The sequence below is a fragment of the Bacillus sp. LNXM12-1 genome (genome assembly GCF_003004375.1).
GTDB lineage: Bacteria > Bacillota > Bacilli > Bacillales > Bacillaceae > Bacillus.
This window is the reverse complement of sequence record NZ_PVWX01000001.1, coordinates 862,237-878,961: the sequence shown is the minus strand read 5'-3', so window position 1 is coordinate 878,961 and position 16,725 is coordinate 862,237. Positions and strand designations below refer to the sequence as shown.

The window sequence follows — 16,725 nt, the reverse complement described above, 5'->3', positions numbered from 1 at the left end:
TGAAAAAAGCATCTCTTTTTAAAGAGACGCTTTTTTCAATTAATGTCCGGTACCGGGAACCATGATGAAGATCGAATAATATGTAAATCCGGCAAAGAAAATCGTCAAGTACGCTCCGAAAATGTAAATATACATTCTTTCGGATAAATTCAAGTAGGATAAAAATACAAAAAGAACGGTTTGACCGAAGAACAGCAACGATGCATCTTTCATATGCCCTAAATAGAACATGACAGCAAAAATACCCGTCCAAAAGCCAAGCACGCGGAACATGCGATTCATTTCTTTCCCTCCCCTTAAAAAAACCCCTTTGATTCATATTATAGCTGATCACCACTTGTTATGTAAACATTTACATTTTTGACAACGTGTGAACATTTATTTTACAAGTAGAAAAAATTTTTTTGAAAAAGTGATCAAAACGTGTTTATGCCGAAATACATGAGGGTACTTACTCCATAAGAGAAAAGGTTAACGACCTAAGGAGGAAGACTAATGAGTGACATTACTTTTTATTCATACCCGAGCTGCACGTCTTGCCGCAAAACAAAACATTGGCTAAAGGCGAATCAAATTGATTTTAAAGAGCGTCACCTTTTCAGAGAAACGCCAACCCTAGATGAATTAAAAAAGATTCTTTCCTTAACAACAGAAGGAATGGATGAAATTTTAGCCACACGAAGCCAGGCTTTTAAAAGCTTAAATTTAAATATTAATGATTTAAAAGTAAACGAGGTTCTTCAGCTTCTCATTGAAAAACCAAAACTGCTCCGGAGGCCAATTATCATTGATGGAAATAAATTAGTAGTAGGCTATAATCCCGGAGAACTCATGAAAATATCAAAAAAGAAAGCGATTCATCAATCAGTTTCCTAATAAAAACGAAGATCAGCTGAAACATTCTTCAGCCGTCTTCGTTTTTGTGCTGAACTGGGCTAGCTGGGTTCGAACCAACGATCACGGAGTCAAAGTCCATTGCCTTACCACTTGGCTATAGCCCAATATCAAACGTGTAATGATATTGTTCACCATCTGCGGTCATTTATACATAAAAGTTGTATGTCACTAGTTTTAAGTGAAAAAGGAGCGGAAGAAGTAAATGAAAAATGAAAAATCTAAGCAATTATATGAATTTATCCTAAAAGAAGCCCCTGTCATGACCGAAGAATGGCTGAAAACAAGAACAGAAGAAGGCTCATTATATTCCAAACATGCTTCAGAGGAAACGGAAATGAAGCTGAAGGAACAGAACACAGCGTTTATTCAAACCATTGCAGCAACGCTTGTGACGCTGTCAGACAAAGTAGAAAATCATTTAAAAAAATGGTCTGTTGATATTGCACGTGATCGAGCCGTTCACGAGGTGCCTTTATATGAAATCATTGGACAATTTAAGATATTCCGTCAGATTTTCTGTTCGAGAATCGAGAAATTCATACTAGAAACCGAGCTTGAAGTGACGCTCCAAGATGTGTGCGGGTGGAATCAGCATTTTCATTCCACGTTTGATAATATGATCGAGCGTTTATCAGAAGAATACGACCGTGTGACACTGAGTCAGCTAAATGCACAAAGAGAGATGATTCAGGAACTGAGTGCTCCTGTTATTCCAGTTTCAAAGGAAATTGGGATTTTGCCGCTCATCGGAGAGATTGATACGTACCGGGCCAAAATTATTCTAGAATCCGTACTAGAACAGGCTTCAAGACTGCGTCTAACGCATTTGTTTATTGATATATCAGGCGTACCGGTCGTTGATACGATGGTTGCTTATCAGCTCTTTAAAGTGGTGGATAGTGCGAAGCTTCTAGGAATCGAGACGATTATTTCAGGCATCCGCCCAGAAATTGCTCAAACCGTCGTGAAATTGGGCATTGATTTCTCAAAAGTAAATACTGAACACAGCCTTGCAAAAGCTTTAGAAAAAAGAGGATTTCGTATTTTTGAAGAACAGCCGCAAGAAGCCACATGACCAAAAAACCTGCACTTGTAAAAGTCAGGTTTTTTTATATGCTCTTTTTTAAAAAACCACGTTTTCCATCGCAAGCTGATGATTTTTTCGCATGCTTAGTCGTTAAAATGATAAAATGCTCTTTTGTCAGACAGGTTCCTCCAACTTACAATATGGTCAGAGAAGGGAGTGAACCATTTGTATGGTATTGAATATTTGGGACAAGAGCTGCTAGAAGAAGCATGCCGCATGAGAGCATCTGATGTGCATATTGTTCCAAAAGAAAAGGAAGCGTCGGTATCTTTCCGCGTAGACTCAGATTTAATTCAGCAGCGAACCATTGATAAAAAAAGCGGCGAGCGGCTCATTGCTCATTTTAAATTTTTATCATCCATGGATATCGGGGAAAAAAGGAGGCCGCAAAATGGGTCACTAGCTGTGATGCTAAGAAGCGGCCAGGTGTTTATTCGGATGTCTACCTTACCAACTGTAAATGATGAGAGTTTAGTGATTAGAATATTGCCGCAGGATCATGTTCCAAAAATAAAACATCTGTCACTATTTCCGAAAGCCTCCATCAGATTATTATCATTTTTGAATCATTCGCATGGGCTGATTTTATTTACCGGTCCAACAAATTCAGGGAAAACAACAACCCTTTATTCATTAATCCAGTTTGCAAAAAAGAATTTCAACCGAAATATTATTACACTTGAAGATCCTGTGGAAACAAGAAATGAAGAAGTGTTACAGGTTCAAGTGAATGAAAAAGCCGGCATCACATATGCCGCAGGATTACGTGCTATTTTAAGACATGATCCAGATCTGATTGTGCTAGGAGAAATAAGAGATGCCGAAACGGCCCGAACGGCAATTAGAGCAGCACTGACAGGCCATTTAGTGATGAGTACGCTTCATGCGAAAAATGCAAAAGGAGCCCTTTATCGTATGCTTGAATTTGGTGTCACGATGAATGAACTCGAACAAACGATGGTTGCGATTGCTGCGCAGCGATTAATCGAGCTCACCTGTCCTTTTTGCGGAGAAACATGTCAGCTTTACTGTAAATTAAATCGATCGGTCAGACGAACAAATGTATTTGAACTGCTGTTCGGAAAGGAGCTAGGTGAGTGTATCAAGGAGGCTAAAGGAGAATATGCTCACTCGTCATATGAAACACTGCAAAGATTAATTCGTAAAGGAGTGGCACTAGGCTATTTATCGAAAAACACCTATCATCGCTGGGTTTATGAAGAAGCAAGCCTCTAAAGCATGGTCTAAAAAGGACCAAGCGGAATGTCTATCAAAACTTGCTCAATTGATTCAGGCTGGATATACAGTGATTGAGGCATTAACGATGGTGAATATCCAGTTGTCGAATGAGCAGCAGCAACAATTAACACCGGGCATTCAGTGGCTACTTGAAGGGGAGCCTTTTTATGTGGTGCTGGAGAGACTCCAATTTCAGCGGGAAGTCATTGCCATATTAAGTTTCTCCGAAAAGCATGGCAGTCTAGCACAAGCACTTGAACAAAGCGCGCGGTTTTTAGAGAAAAAAATCAAACAGGTAGACACGTTTAAACGCATGTTACGTTACCCGATCTTCCTCATCTTTACGGTTTTGGTCGTGCTCATACTCGTTCAACAAATGATCATTCCTCAATTTTCTCTCTTGTACTCCTCGATGGATACCCGAATGTCATGGCTGATTCAAGGTATGTTTGGACTTTTTCAATTGCTGCATGTTTCTCTCCTCCTCATCGGCTGTGTGTGTATCTGTTTGACCGGATACTATGCTGTCTTTTTTAAGAAAAAGTCCACCCTTGAGAAGCTGAGGGTGATAAGCAGGTTTCCTTTTTTATATAAAGGAATGCGGCTGATGCATACGTACCTTTTCTCTCTTCAGTTAAGCGGACTGCTTCAAGCTGGATTATCGATGTACGAGAGCTTGCTAGCTTTTAAACAGCAAAGCTACTTACCCTTTCTTCAAGAAATATCAGAACAGATGATTGAAGAGCTAAGAAAAGGAGAAAGCATGGCATATCAAGTAAGCTCGTCTCCTTTTTTCGAGAAACATTTTGCAGCCGTCATCGAGCATGGTGAAGCGAGCGGGATGCTTGCAAGAGAAATGTACACGTACAGCCAATTTCTATTAGAGAATGCAGAGCTGAAAATTGAAAAATGGATTTCGTGGCTGCAGCCGGTGATCTATGGTGTGACAGCACTTCTTATACTCATTGTGTATCTATCTATTCTTTTACCAATGTATCAACTCATGGAGCAAGTGTAAGAAGGAGGACAAAGACATGAATGATAAAGGATTTACCCTGTTAGAAATGTTAATTGTCATGCTCGTGATTTCGATTCTTTTACTTATTACCATCCCGAATATCACTCGTCACCACCAAACGATTCAAGCAAAGGGCTGTGAAGGGCTTAAATCAATGGTGAGCACACAGGTGATGGCATATGAATTAGAGCATGATGGCAAGACACCATCTTTAGCTGAATTAGAAAAAGAAGGCTATGTCAAAAATGGATTAACGTGTCCTAATGGAAAAGCGATTGTCATTCAAAACGGCCATGTGAAGCATGAATAAATTGATTTTTCATGAGAAGGGTTTTACCCTCATTGAACAGCTAATGATCTTACTTGTTCTATCGATTCTATTGTCGATCATAGGAGGAAAAATCCCAAATTTAATAGAAGGCGCTGAAGCCAAAAGACAAGTGAACATCATGAAACAAGATTTTCAATTGGCTGCTTATACTGCATTTATCAAAAAAACACGTGTGTATGTTGAATTCCATCCGCCACATGTATCGTATCAGGTAATCGATCAGAAGGATGGCGAAGTCATTACTTCTTTTCAGCAACAAAAGGGAAGCATTAAGGCTTCTACATTTCCACAAGGTATCTATTTTAATGTAAACGGACATCCAAGCAGCGGCGGGTCTCTCATCATTCAATTTGGCAGTCAAACGTATAAACTCACGATCTATTTAGGAAGCGGGCGAATCCATGTTCAAAAACAATAGAGGGTTTAGTACGATTGAGGCGCTGTTTGCTTGTCATATCTTCCTATTTGCAGCCCTTGTGCTCATGCCAGCCTATGAAAAAATCATGATAGGGAAAAATGAAGTAAGAGCCAAACTTGAAGCTTACCAAATCTTGCATGAACAGATGAATGAATCGTTCATAGATGGTACAAAACCTTCTGTCAAAAAGAAACGAGGCGACGTCACATATGTATTCAATTGGAGTAAAGAGAAGGGATGTGTATCATACAAAATACAAAAAAAGCAGACCATATGCTTTCACCATGTTGCTGAACGGTGAACAAGGTTTTACCCTTGTCCAGGCTTTGTGGCAATTACAGCTATTTTTGTTCCTTTCTTTTGGCTGTGTACTAATCTTTTCTACAGCTGAGAAAGCCCGTCCTTTTGAAGAGATTAACCGATTTTCACAAATGGAGTGGAAACAGACTGTCCTGCAATTAGATGAGGAATTAAGCCGTGCAACGGCTGTTAGATCGGTGCAAGGAGGTAAAGCGTTAGAGTATGTATCTGATCAAGGGCGAGTGGTAACGATTGAGCCATATCAAGAGATGCTTCGGAAGCGAATGGATCAAGCAGGCCATCTTCCTTTATTGCAAAAGGTGAAAGAATTTCGTGTCAGAACGAATCAATATAGAGCCATCCTGAAAGTCACAGATGAATCTGGTAAGGTGTATGAAGCCGTTTTTTTCATATATAAAGGGGTGGTTCCTACATCGTGAAAAGAGAAGGAGGATTTATCTATCCGCATGTACTGGCTGCGATTCTATTTTTTCTCTTGATCCTAGGATCAATGACGATAGGGTTTCAAAAAGAGCTGAGAAGTGCAGAGCTGACGATTTCTTTTTATAAAAAACAGCAGCTTTTCAGAGTGGGGGCGAGTGAAGCTGCCCGTACATTACATCGTTTGTGTGAAAAGCAGCATACCCATATTGACACTGAAGAAGGCCGCGTGACATTGAAGCAGATGACATGCGATCAAAAGAAAAAGCGTATCCTCATGTTAGTCAGTGTGAAAACAAAGGATGGTTTATCAGATGAGCGGGAACTGGTGCTGGATTGGAAGACCCGTGAAATCATGAAATGGGCAAACCCTGAATAGCCAGTGTATAAAATGATCCTCTTCTAGGTAACACTTGAAGAAAGAAGAGGTGAATGTGTTGAAAACCAATGACTATGTAAAATATATGACGCAGGAAATCATTAAATATATGAATACACCACGTGACGAACGGAAGGAACATAAACAAGAGAAAATGGAAACGAAACCGCCATTTTCACAGCGTTTATTTGGGGTTCTGCCGTTTGGGTTTTCAATGATGTTAAAAAAACGTCAGCGACATCGACGAAAGTAAAAAGCCGCCAGCAGGCGGTTTTTTTATGCCCCTTTAGCTGTATTCTTCCACAACTATCACTTTATTGACCTTGTTTGAGTAAGGGTTATAAGAAATAGTGACAAATACCCCAAATTCTTTGGCGTGGTCTTTTAACGTAATATGATACTGTTTCACAGATTCCTTCTCACGATGACGGTCCCATACTTTTTGTTTGAATAAGACTTGTGCCAGCGGATATCGTTTCTTTGCTTCTTTGACTGCCCGTGTTTCCCATTGATCTGCGGCGGCAGTGAAACCTTTCGCATCAGCAGGATTGGCGTCGTATATCATAGGGCCCAACAATAAACTGAGCAAGATTAACATCTTTCCATATTTCACTTCACATCACCTCACCTGTTATTATTCTGACCAAATGCTGCACTTTTATGTAAATTTTTAAGAAGTACAAATGTCACACAAAAAATTATTGAATACGGCGAAAGAATGAGAAAATGGAAGAATTTTCTCGTAATAGTTCTTGTTTAAGAACAAAATGGACTAATTTGACGTTTTGGGTTTTATAGGTATTTCCTTATACTGTATGTAATCGTTCTTATTAAAGAACAATCGTTCAAGGAGTTGGAGAATGAATGAAACAGTCGCTCTTTGTACTCTTTTGTACCATTTGTTTGATTTTCACATCTCTTTTGATCTCAACAACGAACGCTTCTTTTAACGATGTTGAGCACTCAAACTTTGTCATGAAAACATGCGAAAATTTTGAACAGACGGATCAGCATTGTCAGCCTACCAAATGGGATAGAAGTCATTTGGAACTCATCGATCAAACGATGAACAAAGGAACAGTCTGCGCGCCTCAAAGCTTGAGCATGACATTAAAAAATAGTGGACAATCTATTGCACACTCTGAATGGAAATGGGAATTACATAAAGTAAAAAGTGAGCAGAAGCCGTTACAAGATGGTCATATTCTTGAAAAAGGCTCTATACAGTCCCTTCTTTCACAAGAAACAACGACTGTCACGACAGATAAAGCAAAAACGAATGGAATCTATGCGTTTAAAATCTATTATCCTAAAGGTTTTGGTGGATCTGAAGAAGCATTCATATGGTCTAAACATATGCAGCTCGCAAAGTGTCAAGAAAAGGCATCCTAAATGGAGCTGTCTTCTAAAGGAAACAATGATAGGCGAAGGGGAGAAGAGGTCATGAAAAAATGGATGAAGATGTCTGGAAGTATTCTTTATGTGGTGGTGTTCACGGTGATGATTGCATGTATTATTGTCGTATTGTCTTCAAGAACTACTGGGGGAGATCCTCAGATTTTCGGTTATCAATTCAAGCAAGTATTATCTGGATCAATGGAACCAGAATTTTCGACTGGCTCACTCATTGTCGTAAAAGAAGTGACTTCACCGGAGGCGCTTAAAAAAGGAGATATTATCACGTTTCAAACGAAGCAGGACCAGTCTTATGTGACCCACCGAATTGTTGGGGTGAAAGGAAAGGGAGCAAATAAAGCCTTTGAGACGAAAGGTGACCACAATATGTATCAGGACGGCACGCTAGTAAAAGCGGAACAGGTGGCTGCGCAGTATACGGGTGTGAACATTCCTTATGCAGGAAAGCTTCTATCGTATGCAGGGACTTCGGCTGGAACTGCGTTGCTGCTCATTATACCAGGTGTGATGCTGCTCGTTTATTCCACTCTTCATTTTGTGGGCGCTGCAAAACACCGAAGACACACGGCTGATTTACATATGTCAGAGGAACAAGCTTAAATTTTCGTTTGTAACCTAATTAGGTTTCAATAAAACAATTTATTAGGAGGTTCATTCATGGCAAAGAAAAGATCAATTCGTTTAGGTGTATTATCAGGGGCTTTAGGCCTTGCATTAATCGGCGGGGGGACATGGGCGGCGTTTAACGATGTAGAAAAGGCAAACGCGGTCTACTCGACAGGAGAGCTGGATTTATCAGCAAAAGAGAACTCCGGCGCCATCAACCTTGCGAACTTAAAACCTGGTGATCGGATCAAGAAAGAATTTCATTTTGAAAATAAAGGATCGCTTGCGATCAATCAAGTGCTGATGAGTCTTGATTACAGCCAGTTTCAAGACGGAGCTTCCGCGAAGAATGGCGGTAAGAATACAGCTGAAGAATTTCTCAGCCAGTTTCAGGTGAGTGTTCTTACGGTTGGAGCCGAAGGTGGAAATGGTTATCCGAAAAATATTATCTTAGACCATGCAAACCTGCTTGACTTGCATCAACTAACGTCAAAACAGGATCAGACCGCATTTGAAAAGCTTCGTCATGCCGTCGATGAGAAGTTTTTACATGAAAGTGGGAAGATTAATGTAGCAACTGTTGATGGAACAGTGGCTCCAGAGTATGACGGCATTCCAAAGAACCCGTTTGATTACGATAAAATGGAAATGATCATTGAATTTGTCAATGACCAGACGAAGGATAAAGCTGGTCACTATATCCAAAATAAATACCAAGGCGATGCGATTCAAATTGATCTTTCCTTCGAAGCGACTCAGTGGAATGGTTTAACGATCAATCCCAAAAAGCATACGGATGAAAAAGGCTACGTGAAAGAAAACGAAAAAGCACACAGCGAAGATAAAAAATAAAGCCAGTCTTTAGACTGATATCAAGCTCTGCATAGCAATTGGAGGAGTATGCGCTAAAATGTGCGCTTTACTCCTCTTCTTGATTTTTTTTCCAGATTTGATAATCTAAAAATTCACGAAATTGCTTTTTCGAAACCCCTGATGTCATTGCATCTCGAACTAGTTTTTCCCATTCACTATCTAATTGACCATCGTATTCGGTTTCATCTTTTTCGTGTAACAGTGTATGAACCGAGACGTCCAGAACAGCGGAGACTTTTTCAAGAAATTGAATGGAGGGGTTTGTTTGCAAGTTTCTTTCTATTGAGCTTAAATAAGACTTCGCTACCCCAGCCTTTTCGGCCAGTTCTGATAGTGAGTAGCCTTTTTCATTGCGGTATTGTTTAATACGCTGGCCAATCAATGTCATCACCTTCCTTTCGATATTATAGCACATTCAGAAAGGTTTGATAGAATGACTTCTTACCAGAGGGTGAGACTCAGAGGACTTTTCACTTGATTTGAGGAATTGACGGACTTCTTCAACTGTTAGCCCTGCTTTACGAGCTTCAAGTAATAATTCAATCCATTCACTGTCTAATATGTTCGTTTTCTTTTCCATACAAATACCCTCCTAAAATACTGAATCATGTATTTCAGGCACTTAACGCATGAAATGGAAAGACACAGGTGGTAAGACCTCATAGTTTGCTTGCGTCATTTTTCCGCCCAATACAAACAGACAAACGTTGCTTTTGGCTGATCGAAAATTGTATGTCACATGAAAGGGAGGGGACCTATGGGTCAACCTCCTCTTTTTTGCTGTAAGTAAAAAAGTCCGCCATTTTCAATCGTAAGACTGATTTTTGGTTCGTATAAAGTTTTGAGTGCTTGTCTTTCTATTTCATATTCTACAGACGTGTCTGAAGTCCCTTCATAAAATTGGTTTAAAAGTTCAGTGTCTTCTTTCCATTTTTGAACAGCTCTCACCGCCCAATTGTCTGGTTCCTCATGGGCGTAACGCTCCATTAGACTATAGAGCCGTTTGACTCCGCTTTCTGGCTTGATCATTGTACTCATTGTAAAGCAATAATCGGGAATTTGAGATGACAGCTCACGGGTTTCCAGCTTTTCTTGAAATTGTTCAACGACTTCTCCGCGTATTAGATGAAGTCCTAGTGATAAAAGTTTATCCTTCTTTCGATCTGCGAGATAAGAAATTTTCACATTGAGACCAAGCCATGGCTCGAGTGCGATCTGGTTGTTCGTGAGCGGAGTGACTCGTTCATAGAGACGGATAAAACGGCCCTGCTGTTTGACAGCTTCAAATATTTGAAATAAACGAGGGGAGCCAAAGTGGATAAATTCACCCTCAATCGTATCATCCACTTTTTTTTGATCGGTGATGAGGGTCAATTGCCGCGGCTCTGGTACACCACCAGTTTTTTCAAGCCAGTGCCAATAAAAAGGGCGGTTCATAATCAATTTATCCATATCGATGGTTAGTTGTACGGTCATATGTCCTGCACTTTCTTCTAGTATGTCGCATTGATTTGCCTGAAAGAAACGGAGAAGAAAGGTATGTATGTCACGCTGCTCCATTGATCAACTCTCCTTTATGAGCCTTGCTGTCTTTTTTCTAAAAGTGGTGTTTTTGCTTCTGATAAATAGGAAGCAAACTGGGTTAATTTCTTTTTCATGTCTCCGTCTGATTCGTGCTGAAAGAGAATCTGATGTAGTTCTGTTTCGGCATCTTTGATATCTATTCGCGTTAAAATATCATCTAGATCGCCAATGACGTTTTCAAACAGCTGAATTTTTTCATATAAAAGCTTTAAGATATGTTCCTCAACGGTTCCGTTTGTTGCCATATTGTAAATGTGGACATCTCGCTCTTGTCCAAGGCGGTGGATACGTCCAATTCGCTGTTCTAGACGCATCGGGTTCCACGGAAGATCGTAGTTGATGATTTGGTTACAAAACTGAAGGTTGATTCCTTCGCCGCCCGCTTCTGTCGCAATTAACACTTGCGCCCGTTCTCTAAATAAATCTTTCATCCAATCTTTTTTGCCCCGCTTAAAGCCGCCTCGAAAAGGAACGGAGCTGATGCCATTTTGCTGAAGAAACCATTGTAAATATATTTGTGTCGCGCGGTATTCGGTGAAAATAATGACCTTTTCATTTAACTGCTGAATAAGCTTGACGACTTCAAGCGCCTTTGTGTTTTGCTGAACTTGATTGATTTTCTCCATAATTTGCGCTATAGCAGAAGATCCAAGGATATGTTTTTCATCTTCCTGCATTTTTTTAATCGTCATATAGACCGCCTCGCGGCTTGAACAGCATTCACGTTCCAAGGTCATGATGGAAAACATGTGCTTTGTATAAGACGGGTTCTCTTTCAGCTTGCAGATTTCATCATATAAAGCTTGTTCCGTTGGAGAGAAATCAATGGAAATCGTTTTGACATGCCGTTTTGTCCACTCGATGCCCGTGTCTTGCCTTCGGTTACGAATCATCACTTTATTCACAAGCTGTTTTAATCGGTCGTGGTCTTCAAGCTGTAAATCCTTTTTGGCAAAGACATCTTTAAACTGATGTTCATTCCCGAGGTGGCCTGGCTTCAGAAGGGAAACGAGATTAAATATTTCTCCGATACGGTTTTGGATAGGTGTCGCTGTCAGCAGCAGGCAGAATTTCTTATTTAGATTTCTCACAAATTCATAGTTTTTCGTTTTATTGTTTTTCAGTTTGTGTGCTTCATCAATAATGACCATATCGTAGGCAATTGATAAAATGGTGTCTCGATGCGGCTGTCTTTTGGCTGTATCAATGGAGGAAACCACGACGTCACACTGCTCCCACACGTAGCTCTTTTTTTGTTCAACAGCATCAATGTAAAATTTCGTCCGCAGCTCCTGTACCCATTGAGACACAAGGGAGGCGGGGACAAGTATGAGAATTTTTTTTGCAAGTCCACGAATCATGTATTCTTTGATAATGAGTCCTGCTTCTACGGTTTTTCCAAGTCCCACTTCATCTGCTAAAATGGCTTTTCCGTTCATCTCTTCTACGACTCTTCTGGCTACTTCAAGCTGATGTTTTAAAGGCGTGAATGCAGGCAGGTGCGCGGGAGCTTGCAGTCCTTCAAATGAATCAATGGCTGTGACTTTTTGAACCTGCGTCGCTAAACGGTACATTTCCCAGTTCGCCCAGGGGCCGTCTGCTGCAAGCCGCTGCTGAAATTCACTTGCCCATTCCTGATCAAAAATCGTTTGAATATTCAATGTGATCGCCTGCCTTTCTAATAGGTTAATGATAAAATTGTTCTGTATTTAAACGCTTCATTTTTTAAGAGGTCTTTAAAAGACTAGATATATGAATAAAAGCGAACGATAGTGAATGTTTGTTTAAAAAATGTTAATGATTTTTCTGTTGCTCTTCATCCGTTTCTAATGGTAGGATGTTGGTAAGTGATCTAGAAAATAAGTCACCCATTTTGATAGTATGTCCAATAAATGTGAAGAATATGAGCGGATGATGGTATGGGGAGAGACTTGGCGGTTATTTAGCACTGGCAGGCGCCGAAGGAGCAAGCTGAATCGTTTCAGTGAATCTCTCAGGCAAAAGTACTCTTACCGGACGCAACTCTGGAGAGTGTTTGCTCATCGATTTTTAGCAAACCACCAAAGGGGAAAACGCACAATGCTGTTGTGCTGTAAACTTTCAGGTGCAAGGACAGAGACTTCTTTTTGATAAAAGGGAGCGCTCTGTCCTTTTTTGCTGCGATTTTTTTCTGAAAATTCAGCTTGTGATCTGCACTGAAAGAAAAAAGGGGGAAACGATTGATGTTGAAACGAACACCGCTTTTTCATGCGTATGAAACGTTTGGCGCAAAAACCATTGACTTCGGGGGCTGGGAATTACCTGTCCAATTTTCTTCCATTAAAGAAGAACATGAAGCTGTTCGAACAAAAGCAGGGCTTTTTGATGTGTCTCACATGGGTGAGGTGGAAATCAAAGGTCAAGATGCCCTTCCTTTTTTACAAAGGTTATTAACCAATGATGTGTCTAAGCTGACAGACGGTAAGGCACTATATACAGCCATGTGCTATGAAGATGGCGGGACGGTGGATGATCTGCTCGTCTATCAAAAAGAAAAGAACAATTATCTGCTTGTCATTAATGCATCAAATATTGAAAAAGATGTGGATTGGCTGCTTCAGCACCAAGGTGAGAACGACGTATTGATCCAAAATGTCTCTGATCAAATCGCCTTGCTAGCACTTCAAGGACCTCTTGCTGCTGACATTATGAAAGATGTGGCGGATGAAGAGGTGACATCTCTCAAGCCATTTACATTTTTATCAAAAGCTGAGGTCGCTCAAAAAGAAGTGCTTGTTTCGAGAACGGGCTACACAGGGGAGGACGGCTTTGAAATCTACTGCCAGTCAGAAGATGCGGTCCACATCTGGTCGGCTTTATTAGAAGCAGGCGAGCCAAAAGGGTTAATACCGTGCGGGCTCGGTGCACGTGACACCTTAAGATTTGAAGCAAGACTTCCGCTTTATGGCCAGGAGCTGACAAAGGATATCTCTCCATTAGAAGGCGGGATTGGCTTTGCTGTCAAAACGGATAAAGAAGCCAATTTTATTGGCAAAGAAGCGCTCAAACAGCAAAAAGAAGAGGGAGCGAAGCGAAAGCTTGTCGGCATTGAAATGATCGATAAAGGGATTCCGCGCACAGACTATCCGGTCTTTTCAGGAGAAAAGCAGATTGGGGTTGTCACAACCGGCACACAATCCCCAACACTAAAGAAAAATGTCGGGCTTGCTTTGATCGAATCTTCTCAGGCGCAGCTTCAGGCAGAGGTGGAAGTACAAGTTCGCAAAAAACGTCTAAAAGCTAAAATCGTCTCGACACCATTTTATAAAAGAGCCAAATAATGAGGGGGAATAGAGGATGAAGCACAGGTATCTGCCGCAAACAGAGCAAGATCAAAAAGAAATGCTGGATGTCATCGGCGTTCAGTCGATTGATGAGCTTTTTTCAGATATCCCAGAAAAAGTGAGATTTAAAGGAGCATACAACATTAAAGAAGCCGCATCTGAAACAGAGCTTGTAAGGGAATTATCCCGATTAGCTGCAAAGAATAAGGATACGGTTTCCTATGCATCGTTTCTTGGTGCCGGTGTATATGATCATTACCAGCCTGTCATTGTTGATCATGTCATCTCACGTTCCGAATTTTATACAGCCTACACACCTTATCAGCCGGAGATTTCGCAAGGTGAACTACAAGCCATTTTTGAATTTCAAACAATGATTGCTGAGCTGACGGGTATGGATCTTGCTAACTCCTCGATGTATGATGGCGGGACGGCATTAGCTGAAGCGGCGATGCTGGCTGCGGGACATACAAAAAAGAAAAAAGTGGTTGTTTCTGAAACGGTTCACCCTGAATCAAGAGCAGTGCTAAAAACATACGCCAAAGGACAGCACATCGAAGTTGTTGAAGTGCCTGCAAAAAAAGGGCAGACGGATCTAGCAGCATTAGAGAAGGCCGTCTGTGACGATACAGCAGCAGTTCTTGTGCAATATCCAAACTTCTTTGGTGTCGTCGAACCGTTAAAAGACATTGAACCTATTGCGCATAAAGGAAAAAGTCTGTTCATTGTCTCAAGTAATCCGCTTGCACTCGGGTTACTGACGCCGCCAGGTAAACTTGGGGCAGACATTGTCGTTGGTGATGCACAGCCGTTTGGCATTCCAGCAGCGTTTGGCGGGCCGCATTGCGGATATTTTGCTGTGACGAAAAAGTTGATGCGAAAAGTGCCAGGTCGTTTAGTCGGGCAGACAGAAGACGAAAATGGTGTTCGTGGGTTTGTGCTGACCCTTCAAGCGCGTGAGCAGCATATTCGGAGAGATAAAGCGACGTCCAATATTTGTTCGAATCAGGCATTAAATGCATTAGCCGCTTCCGTTGCCATGACAGCACTCGGAAAAACAGGCATCAAAGACATCGCCTATCAAAACGTGCAAAAAGCGCACTATGCTAAGACGCAGGCTCAAACATATGGACTGCTTGCTGATGTAGAAGGGGCCCATTTTAATGAATTTGTGATCAAATTACAAGAGCCTGTGAAAGAAGCCAATAAACGATTGCTTGAAAAAGGAATCATCGGCGGCTATGACTTAGGGATAGACTACCCAGAGCTTCAACATCACATGCTTGTCGCCGTAACAGAGCTAAGAACGAAAGAAGAAATTGATACGTTCATTAAGGAATTGGGGGATCGCCATGAATAAACAAGATCAGCCGCTTATTTTTGAATTATCCAAAGAAGGAAGAATTGGTTATAGCCTGCCTGATTTAGATGTACCTGAACAGGAGATCCCGTCTTTATTTGATGACACGTATATCCGTCATGAGGATGCTGAGCTTCCTGAAGTATCTGAGCTTGATATCATGCGTCATTATACAGCATTATCAAGACGTAATCATGGGGTCGATTCCGGATTTTATCCTCTTGGCTCTTGTACGATGAAATATAATCCGAAGATTAATGAAAAGGTCGCACGCCTTGCAGGCTTCGCGCAAGTCCATCCACTACAGGAGGCAGACACTGTACAAGGTGCATTAGAGTTACTCTACGACCTGGGTGCTCATCTTGAAGAAATTACTGGGATGGACGCTGTGACATTACAGCCTGCGGCAGGAGCACACGGGGAATGGACAGGACTCATGATGATCCGTGCGTACCATGAAGCAAGAGGAGACCATAAGCGAACAAAAGTCATTGTGCCTGATTCTGCCCATGGAACGAACCCGGCATCTGCGACAGTGGCCGGATTTGAAACCATTACCGTCGCATCTGATGCGAATGGGCTTGTTGATTTAGAGGACCTGCGCCGTGTTGTCAATGAAGAAACAGCTGCTTTAATGCTGACGAATCCGAATACACTCGGCCTATTCGAAGAAAATATTTTAGAAATGGCTGAAATCGTTCATGGAGCTGGCGGTAAGCTTTATTATGACGGAGCCAACTTGAATGCCGTTTTAAGCAGAGCAAGACCGGGGGATATGGGATTTGATGTCGTTCACTTAAATCTTCATAAAACCTTTACAGGTCCACACGGAGGCGGAGGCCCTGGTTCAGGTCCTGTAGGCGTCAAAAAGGATTTGATCCCATACTTGCCAAAGCCGGTGCTTGTGAAGAAGGAAGGCCGCTTTTACTTTGATGATGATCGACCAGAATCAATTGGCCGCGTGAAGCCGTTCTATGGCAACTTTGGCATTAACGTCAGAGCATATGCGTACATTCGCTCTATGGGTCCAGACGGCTTAAAGGCTGTAACTGATAATGCCGTGTTAAATGCGAACTATATGATGCGCCGCTTAAGTGCTCATTTCGATTTGCCATTTGACCGTCACTGTAAGCATGAATTTGTTCTTTCAGGTAAACGTCAGAAAAAATTAGGTGTGCGGACACTCGATATTGCCAAACGATTACTTGATTTTGGCTATCATCCGCCAACGATCTACTTCCCGCTCAATGTAGAGGAATGTATCATGATTGAACCAACTGAAACAGAATCAAAAGAAACTCTTGATGCCTTTATCGAAGCGATGATTCAGATTGCCAAAGAAGCAGAAGAGAATCCAGAAGTGGTACAGGAAGCGCCGCATACGACGGTCGTCAAACGAATGGACGAAACAAAGGCCGCGCGGAATCCAGTCCTCGTTTTTGAAAGATAAAGA

The 16,725-nt window shown here is 41.4% G+C and carries 22 protein-coding genes, 1 tRNA gene and 2 riboswitches; of the genes, 16 read left to right on the top strand and 7 right to left on the bottom strand.

Going from position 1 to position 16,725, the window contains the following annotated elements:
* Positions 1-39 precede the first annotated feature (39 nt).
* Positions 40-282, bottom strand: coding sequence for a DUF2626 domain-containing protein (locus C6Y07_RS04625; protein ID WP_003217440.1), 243 nt, complete (start codon positions 280-282; stop codon positions 40-42).
* Between the two features lie 213 nt (positions 283-495).
* Between C6Y07_RS04625 and C6Y07_RS04620 the strand changes: the two genes are divergently transcribed.
* Positions 496-876 (top strand): Spx/MgsR family RNA polymerase-binding regulatory protein, encoded by a 381-nt coding sequence (locus tag C6Y07_RS04620; RefSeq protein WP_007501232.1) that lies wholly within the window; start codon positions 496-498, stop codon positions 874-876.
* 54 nt (positions 877-930) lie between these two features.
* Here C6Y07_RS04620 and C6Y07_RS04615 read toward each other — a convergent pair.
* A tRNA-Gln gene (locus tag C6Y07_RS04615) sits at positions 931-1,001 on the bottom strand.
* Positions 1,002-1,099: 98 nt separating this feature from the next.
* Between C6Y07_RS04615 and C6Y07_RS04610 the strand changes: the two genes are divergently transcribed.
* From C6Y07_RS04610 to C6Y07_RS04565, 9 genes are all read left to right on the top strand, one after another.
* The gene (locus tag C6Y07_RS04610; RefSeq protein ID WP_034661297.1) at positions 1,100-1,972 is read left to right on the top strand and encodes an STAS domain-containing protein; all 873 of its coding nucleotides are present in this window, start codon (positions 1,100-1,102) and stop codon (positions 1,970-1,972) included.
* A gap of 177 nt (positions 1,973-2,149) precedes the next feature.
* Entirely contained in the window at positions 2,150-3,220 is a 1,071-nt protein-coding gene (comGA, locus tag C6Y07_RS04600) for a competence type IV pilus ATPase ComGA (protein WP_060596836.1), read from the top strand.
* Positions 3,201-4,241: a competence type IV pilus assembly protein ComGB gene (gene comGB, locus C6Y07_RS04595; protein ID WP_066030664.1), complete on the top strand. Its 1,041-nt coding sequence runs from the start codon at positions 3,201-3,203 to the stop codon at positions 4,239-4,241. The genes comGA and comGB overlap by 20 nt, the downstream gene beginning before the upstream one ends.
* A gap of 16 nt (positions 4,242-4,257) precedes the next feature.
* Positions 4,258-4,551: a competence type IV pilus major pilin ComGC gene (comGC, locus tag C6Y07_RS04590; protein WP_106072454.1), complete on the top strand. Its 294-nt coding sequence runs from the start codon at positions 4,258-4,260 to the stop codon at positions 4,549-4,551.
* The gene (comGD, locus tag C6Y07_RS04585; RefSeq protein WP_066030666.1) at positions 4,544-4,990 is read left to right on the top strand and encodes a competence type IV pilus minor pilin ComGD; all 447 of its coding nucleotides are present in this window, start codon (positions 4,544-4,546) and stop codon (positions 4,988-4,990) included. Before comGC ends, comGD begins: the two co-directional genes overlap by 8 nt.
* Complete coding sequence (gene comGE / locus C6Y07_RS04580; protein WP_034661291.1) at positions 4,974-5,291, top strand: competence type IV pilus minor pilin ComGE; 318 nt, start codon at positions 4,974-4,976, stop codon at positions 5,289-5,291. Before comGD ends, comGE begins: the two co-directional genes overlap by 17 nt.
* Positions 5,230-5,730, top strand: a complete 501-nt coding sequence (comGF, locus tag C6Y07_RS04575; RefSeq protein ID WP_034661289.1) for a competence type IV pilus minor pilin ComGF — start codon at positions 5,230-5,232, stop codon at positions 5,728-5,730. The genes comGE and comGF overlap by 62 nt, the downstream gene beginning before the upstream one ends.
* On the top strand, positions 5,727-6,110 hold the full coding sequence (locus tag C6Y07_RS04570; protein WP_034661288.1) for a competence type IV pilus minor pilin ComGG: 384 nt from the start codon (positions 5,727-5,729) through the stop codon (positions 6,108-6,110). Before comGF ends, C6Y07_RS04570 begins: the two co-directional genes overlap by 4 nt.
* 58 nt (positions 6,111-6,168) lie before the next feature.
* Entirely contained in the window at positions 6,169-6,363 is a 195-nt protein-coding gene (locus C6Y07_RS04565; protein ID WP_024718846.1) for a YqzE family protein, read from the top strand.
* Positions 6,364-6,396: 33 nt separating this feature from the next.
* Here the strand turns inward: C6Y07_RS04565 and C6Y07_RS04560 are convergent, their stop codons facing one another.
* Entirely contained in the window at positions 6,397-6,675 is a 279-nt protein-coding gene (locus C6Y07_RS04560) for a DUF3889 domain-containing protein (RefSeq protein WP_223250494.1), read from the bottom strand.
* 299 nt (positions 6,676-6,974) lie between these two features.
* Between C6Y07_RS04560 and tapA the strand changes: the two genes are divergently transcribed.
* Genes tapA through tasA form a run of 3 tightly spaced genes read left to right on the top strand, consistent with a single transcriptional unit; the run spans position 6,975 to position 8,984 of the window.
* A complete protein-coding gene (gene tapA / locus C6Y07_RS04555) occupies positions 6,975-7,502 on the top strand; it encodes an amyloid fiber anchoring/assembly protein TapA (protein ID WP_060596834.1) in 528 nt (175 codons plus the stop codon).
* A 51-nt stretch (positions 7,503-7,553) separates the two neighbouring features.
* Positions 7,554-8,126, top strand: coding sequence for a signal peptidase I SipW (sipW, locus tag C6Y07_RS04550; protein WP_060596842.1), 573 nt, complete (start codon positions 7,554-7,556; stop codon positions 8,124-8,126).
* A 57-nt stretch (positions 8,127-8,183) separates the two neighbouring features.
* The gene (gene tasA / locus C6Y07_RS04545) at positions 8,184-8,984 is read left to right on the top strand and encodes a biofilm matrix protein TasA (protein ID WP_034661283.1); all 801 of its coding nucleotides are present in this window, start codon (positions 8,184-8,186) and stop codon (positions 8,982-8,984) included.
* 67 nt (positions 8,985-9,051) lie between these two features.
* Here the strand turns inward: tasA and sinR are convergent, their stop codons facing one another.
* The 4 genes from sinR to C6Y07_RS04525 all read right to left on the bottom strand — a co-directional run bounded on the left by sinR (position 9,052) and on the right by C6Y07_RS04525 (position 12,250).
* The gene (gene sinR / locus C6Y07_RS04540) at positions 9,052-9,387 is read right to left on the bottom strand and encodes a transcriptional regulator SinR (RefSeq protein ID WP_095285385.1); all 336 of its coding nucleotides are present in this window, start codon (positions 9,385-9,387) and stop codon (positions 9,052-9,054) included.
* A gap of 33 nt (positions 9,388-9,420) precedes the next feature.
* Entirely contained in the window at positions 9,421-9,585 is a 165-nt protein-coding gene (locus C6Y07_RS04535; protein WP_106031001.1) for an anti-repressor SinI family protein, read from the bottom strand.
* Positions 9,586-9,767: 182 nt separating this feature from the next.
* On the bottom strand, positions 9,768-10,565 hold the full coding sequence (locus C6Y07_RS04530) for a YqhG family protein (protein WP_034661279.1): 798 nt from the start codon (positions 10,563-10,565) through the stop codon (positions 9,768-9,770).
* 14 nt (positions 10,566-10,579) lie between these two features.
* Complete coding sequence (locus C6Y07_RS04525) at positions 10,580-12,250, bottom strand: DEAD/DEAH box helicase (RefSeq protein ID WP_060596833.1); 1,671 nt, start codon at positions 12,248-12,250, stop codon at positions 10,580-10,582.
* Positions 12,251-12,500: 250 nt separating this feature from the next.
* A riboswitch (glycine riboswitch) is annotated at positions 12,501-12,608 on the top strand.
* Between the two features lie 3 nt (positions 12,609-12,611).
* Positions 12,612-12,707: riboswitch (glycine riboswitch) on the top strand.
* 104 nt (positions 12,708-12,811) lie between these two features.
* On the opposite strand from C6Y07_RS04525, the gene gcvT reads away from it, so the two are divergent.
* From gcvT to gcvPB, 3 genes are read left to right on the top strand one after another with little or no spacing between them, the layout of a single operon-like run.
* Entirely contained in the window at positions 12,812-13,909 is a 1,098-nt protein-coding gene (gcvT, locus tag C6Y07_RS04520; RefSeq protein ID WP_060596832.1) for a glycine cleavage system aminomethyltransferase GcvT, read from the top strand.
* A 16-nt stretch (positions 13,910-13,925) separates the two neighbouring features.
* On the top strand, positions 13,926-15,272 hold the full coding sequence (gcvPA, locus tag C6Y07_RS04515; RefSeq protein ID WP_060596831.1) for an aminomethyl-transferring glycine dehydrogenase subunit GcvPA: 1,347 nt from the start codon (positions 13,926-13,928) through the stop codon (positions 15,270-15,272).
* A complete protein-coding gene (gene gcvPB, locus C6Y07_RS04510) occupies positions 15,265-16,722 on the top strand; it encodes an aminomethyl-transferring glycine dehydrogenase subunit GcvPB (protein WP_106156272.1) in 1,458 nt (485 codons plus the stop codon). Before gcvPA ends, gcvPB begins: the two co-directional genes overlap by 8 nt.
* Positions 16,723-16,725 lie beyond the last annotated feature (3 nt).

What these genes read in the sequence shown, in the direction of transcription:
- C6Y07_RS04625 (WP_003217440.1), bottom strand. Translation starts at nt 282, where the DNA reads ATGAATCGCATGTTCCGCGTGCTTGGCTTTTGGACGGGTATTTTTGCT.
- C6Y07_RS04620 (WP_007501232.1), top strand. Translation starts at nt 496, where the DNA reads ATGAGTGACATTACTTTTTATTCATACCCGAGCTGCACGTCTTGCCGC.
- C6Y07_RS04610 (WP_034661297.1), top strand. Translation starts at nt 1,100, where the DNA reads ATGAAAAATGAAAAATCTAAGCAATTATATGAATTTATCCTAAAAGAA.
- comGB (WP_066030664.1), top strand. Translation starts at nt 3,201, where the DNA reads ATGAAGAAGCAAGCCTCTAAAGCATGGTCTAAAAAGGACCAAGCGGAA.
- comGC (WP_106072454.1), top strand. Translation starts at nt 4,258, where the DNA reads ATGAATGATAAAGGATTTACCCTGTTAGAAATGTTAATTGTCATGCTC.
- comGD (WP_066030666.1), top strand. Translation starts at nt 4,544, where the DNA reads ATGAATAAATTGATTTTTCATGAGAAGGGTTTTACCCTCATTGAACAG.
- comGE (WP_034661291.1), top strand. Translation starts at nt 4,974, where the DNA reads ATGTTCAAAAACAATAGAGGGTTTAGTACGATTGAGGCGCTGTTTGCT.
- C6Y07_RS04560 (WP_223250494.1), bottom strand. Translation starts at nt 6,675, where the DNA reads ATGATATACGACGCCAATCCTGCTGATGCGAAAGGTTTCACTGCCGCC.
- tapA (WP_060596834.1), top strand. Translation starts at nt 6,975, where the DNA reads ATGAAACAGTCGCTCTTTGTACTCTTTTGTACCATTTGTTTGATTTTC.
- sipW (WP_060596842.1), top strand. Translation starts at nt 7,554, where the DNA reads ATGAAAAAATGGATGAAGATGTCTGGAAGTATTCTTTATGTGGTGGTG.
- tasA (WP_034661283.1), top strand. Translation starts at nt 8,184, where the DNA reads ATGGCAAAGAAAAGATCAATTCGTTTAGGTGTATTATCAGGGGCTTTA.
- C6Y07_RS04535 (WP_106031001.1), bottom strand. Translation starts at nt 9,585, where the DNA reads ATGGAAAAGAAAACGAACATATTAGACAGTGAATGGATTGAATTATTA.
- C6Y07_RS04530 (WP_034661279.1), bottom strand. Translation starts at nt 10,565, where the DNA reads ATGGAGCAGCGTGACATACATACCTTTCTTCTCCGTTTCTTTCAGGCA.
- gcvT (WP_060596832.1), top strand. Translation starts at nt 12,812, where the DNA reads ATGTTGAAACGAACACCGCTTTTTCATGCGTATGAAACGTTTGGCGCA.
- gcvPA (WP_060596831.1), top strand. Translation starts at nt 13,926, where the DNA reads ATGAAGCACAGGTATCTGCCGCAAACAGAGCAAGATCAAAAAGAAATG.
- gcvPB (WP_106156272.1), top strand. Translation starts at nt 15,265, where the DNA reads ATGAATAAACAAGATCAGCCGCTTATTTTTGAATTATCCAAAGAAGGA.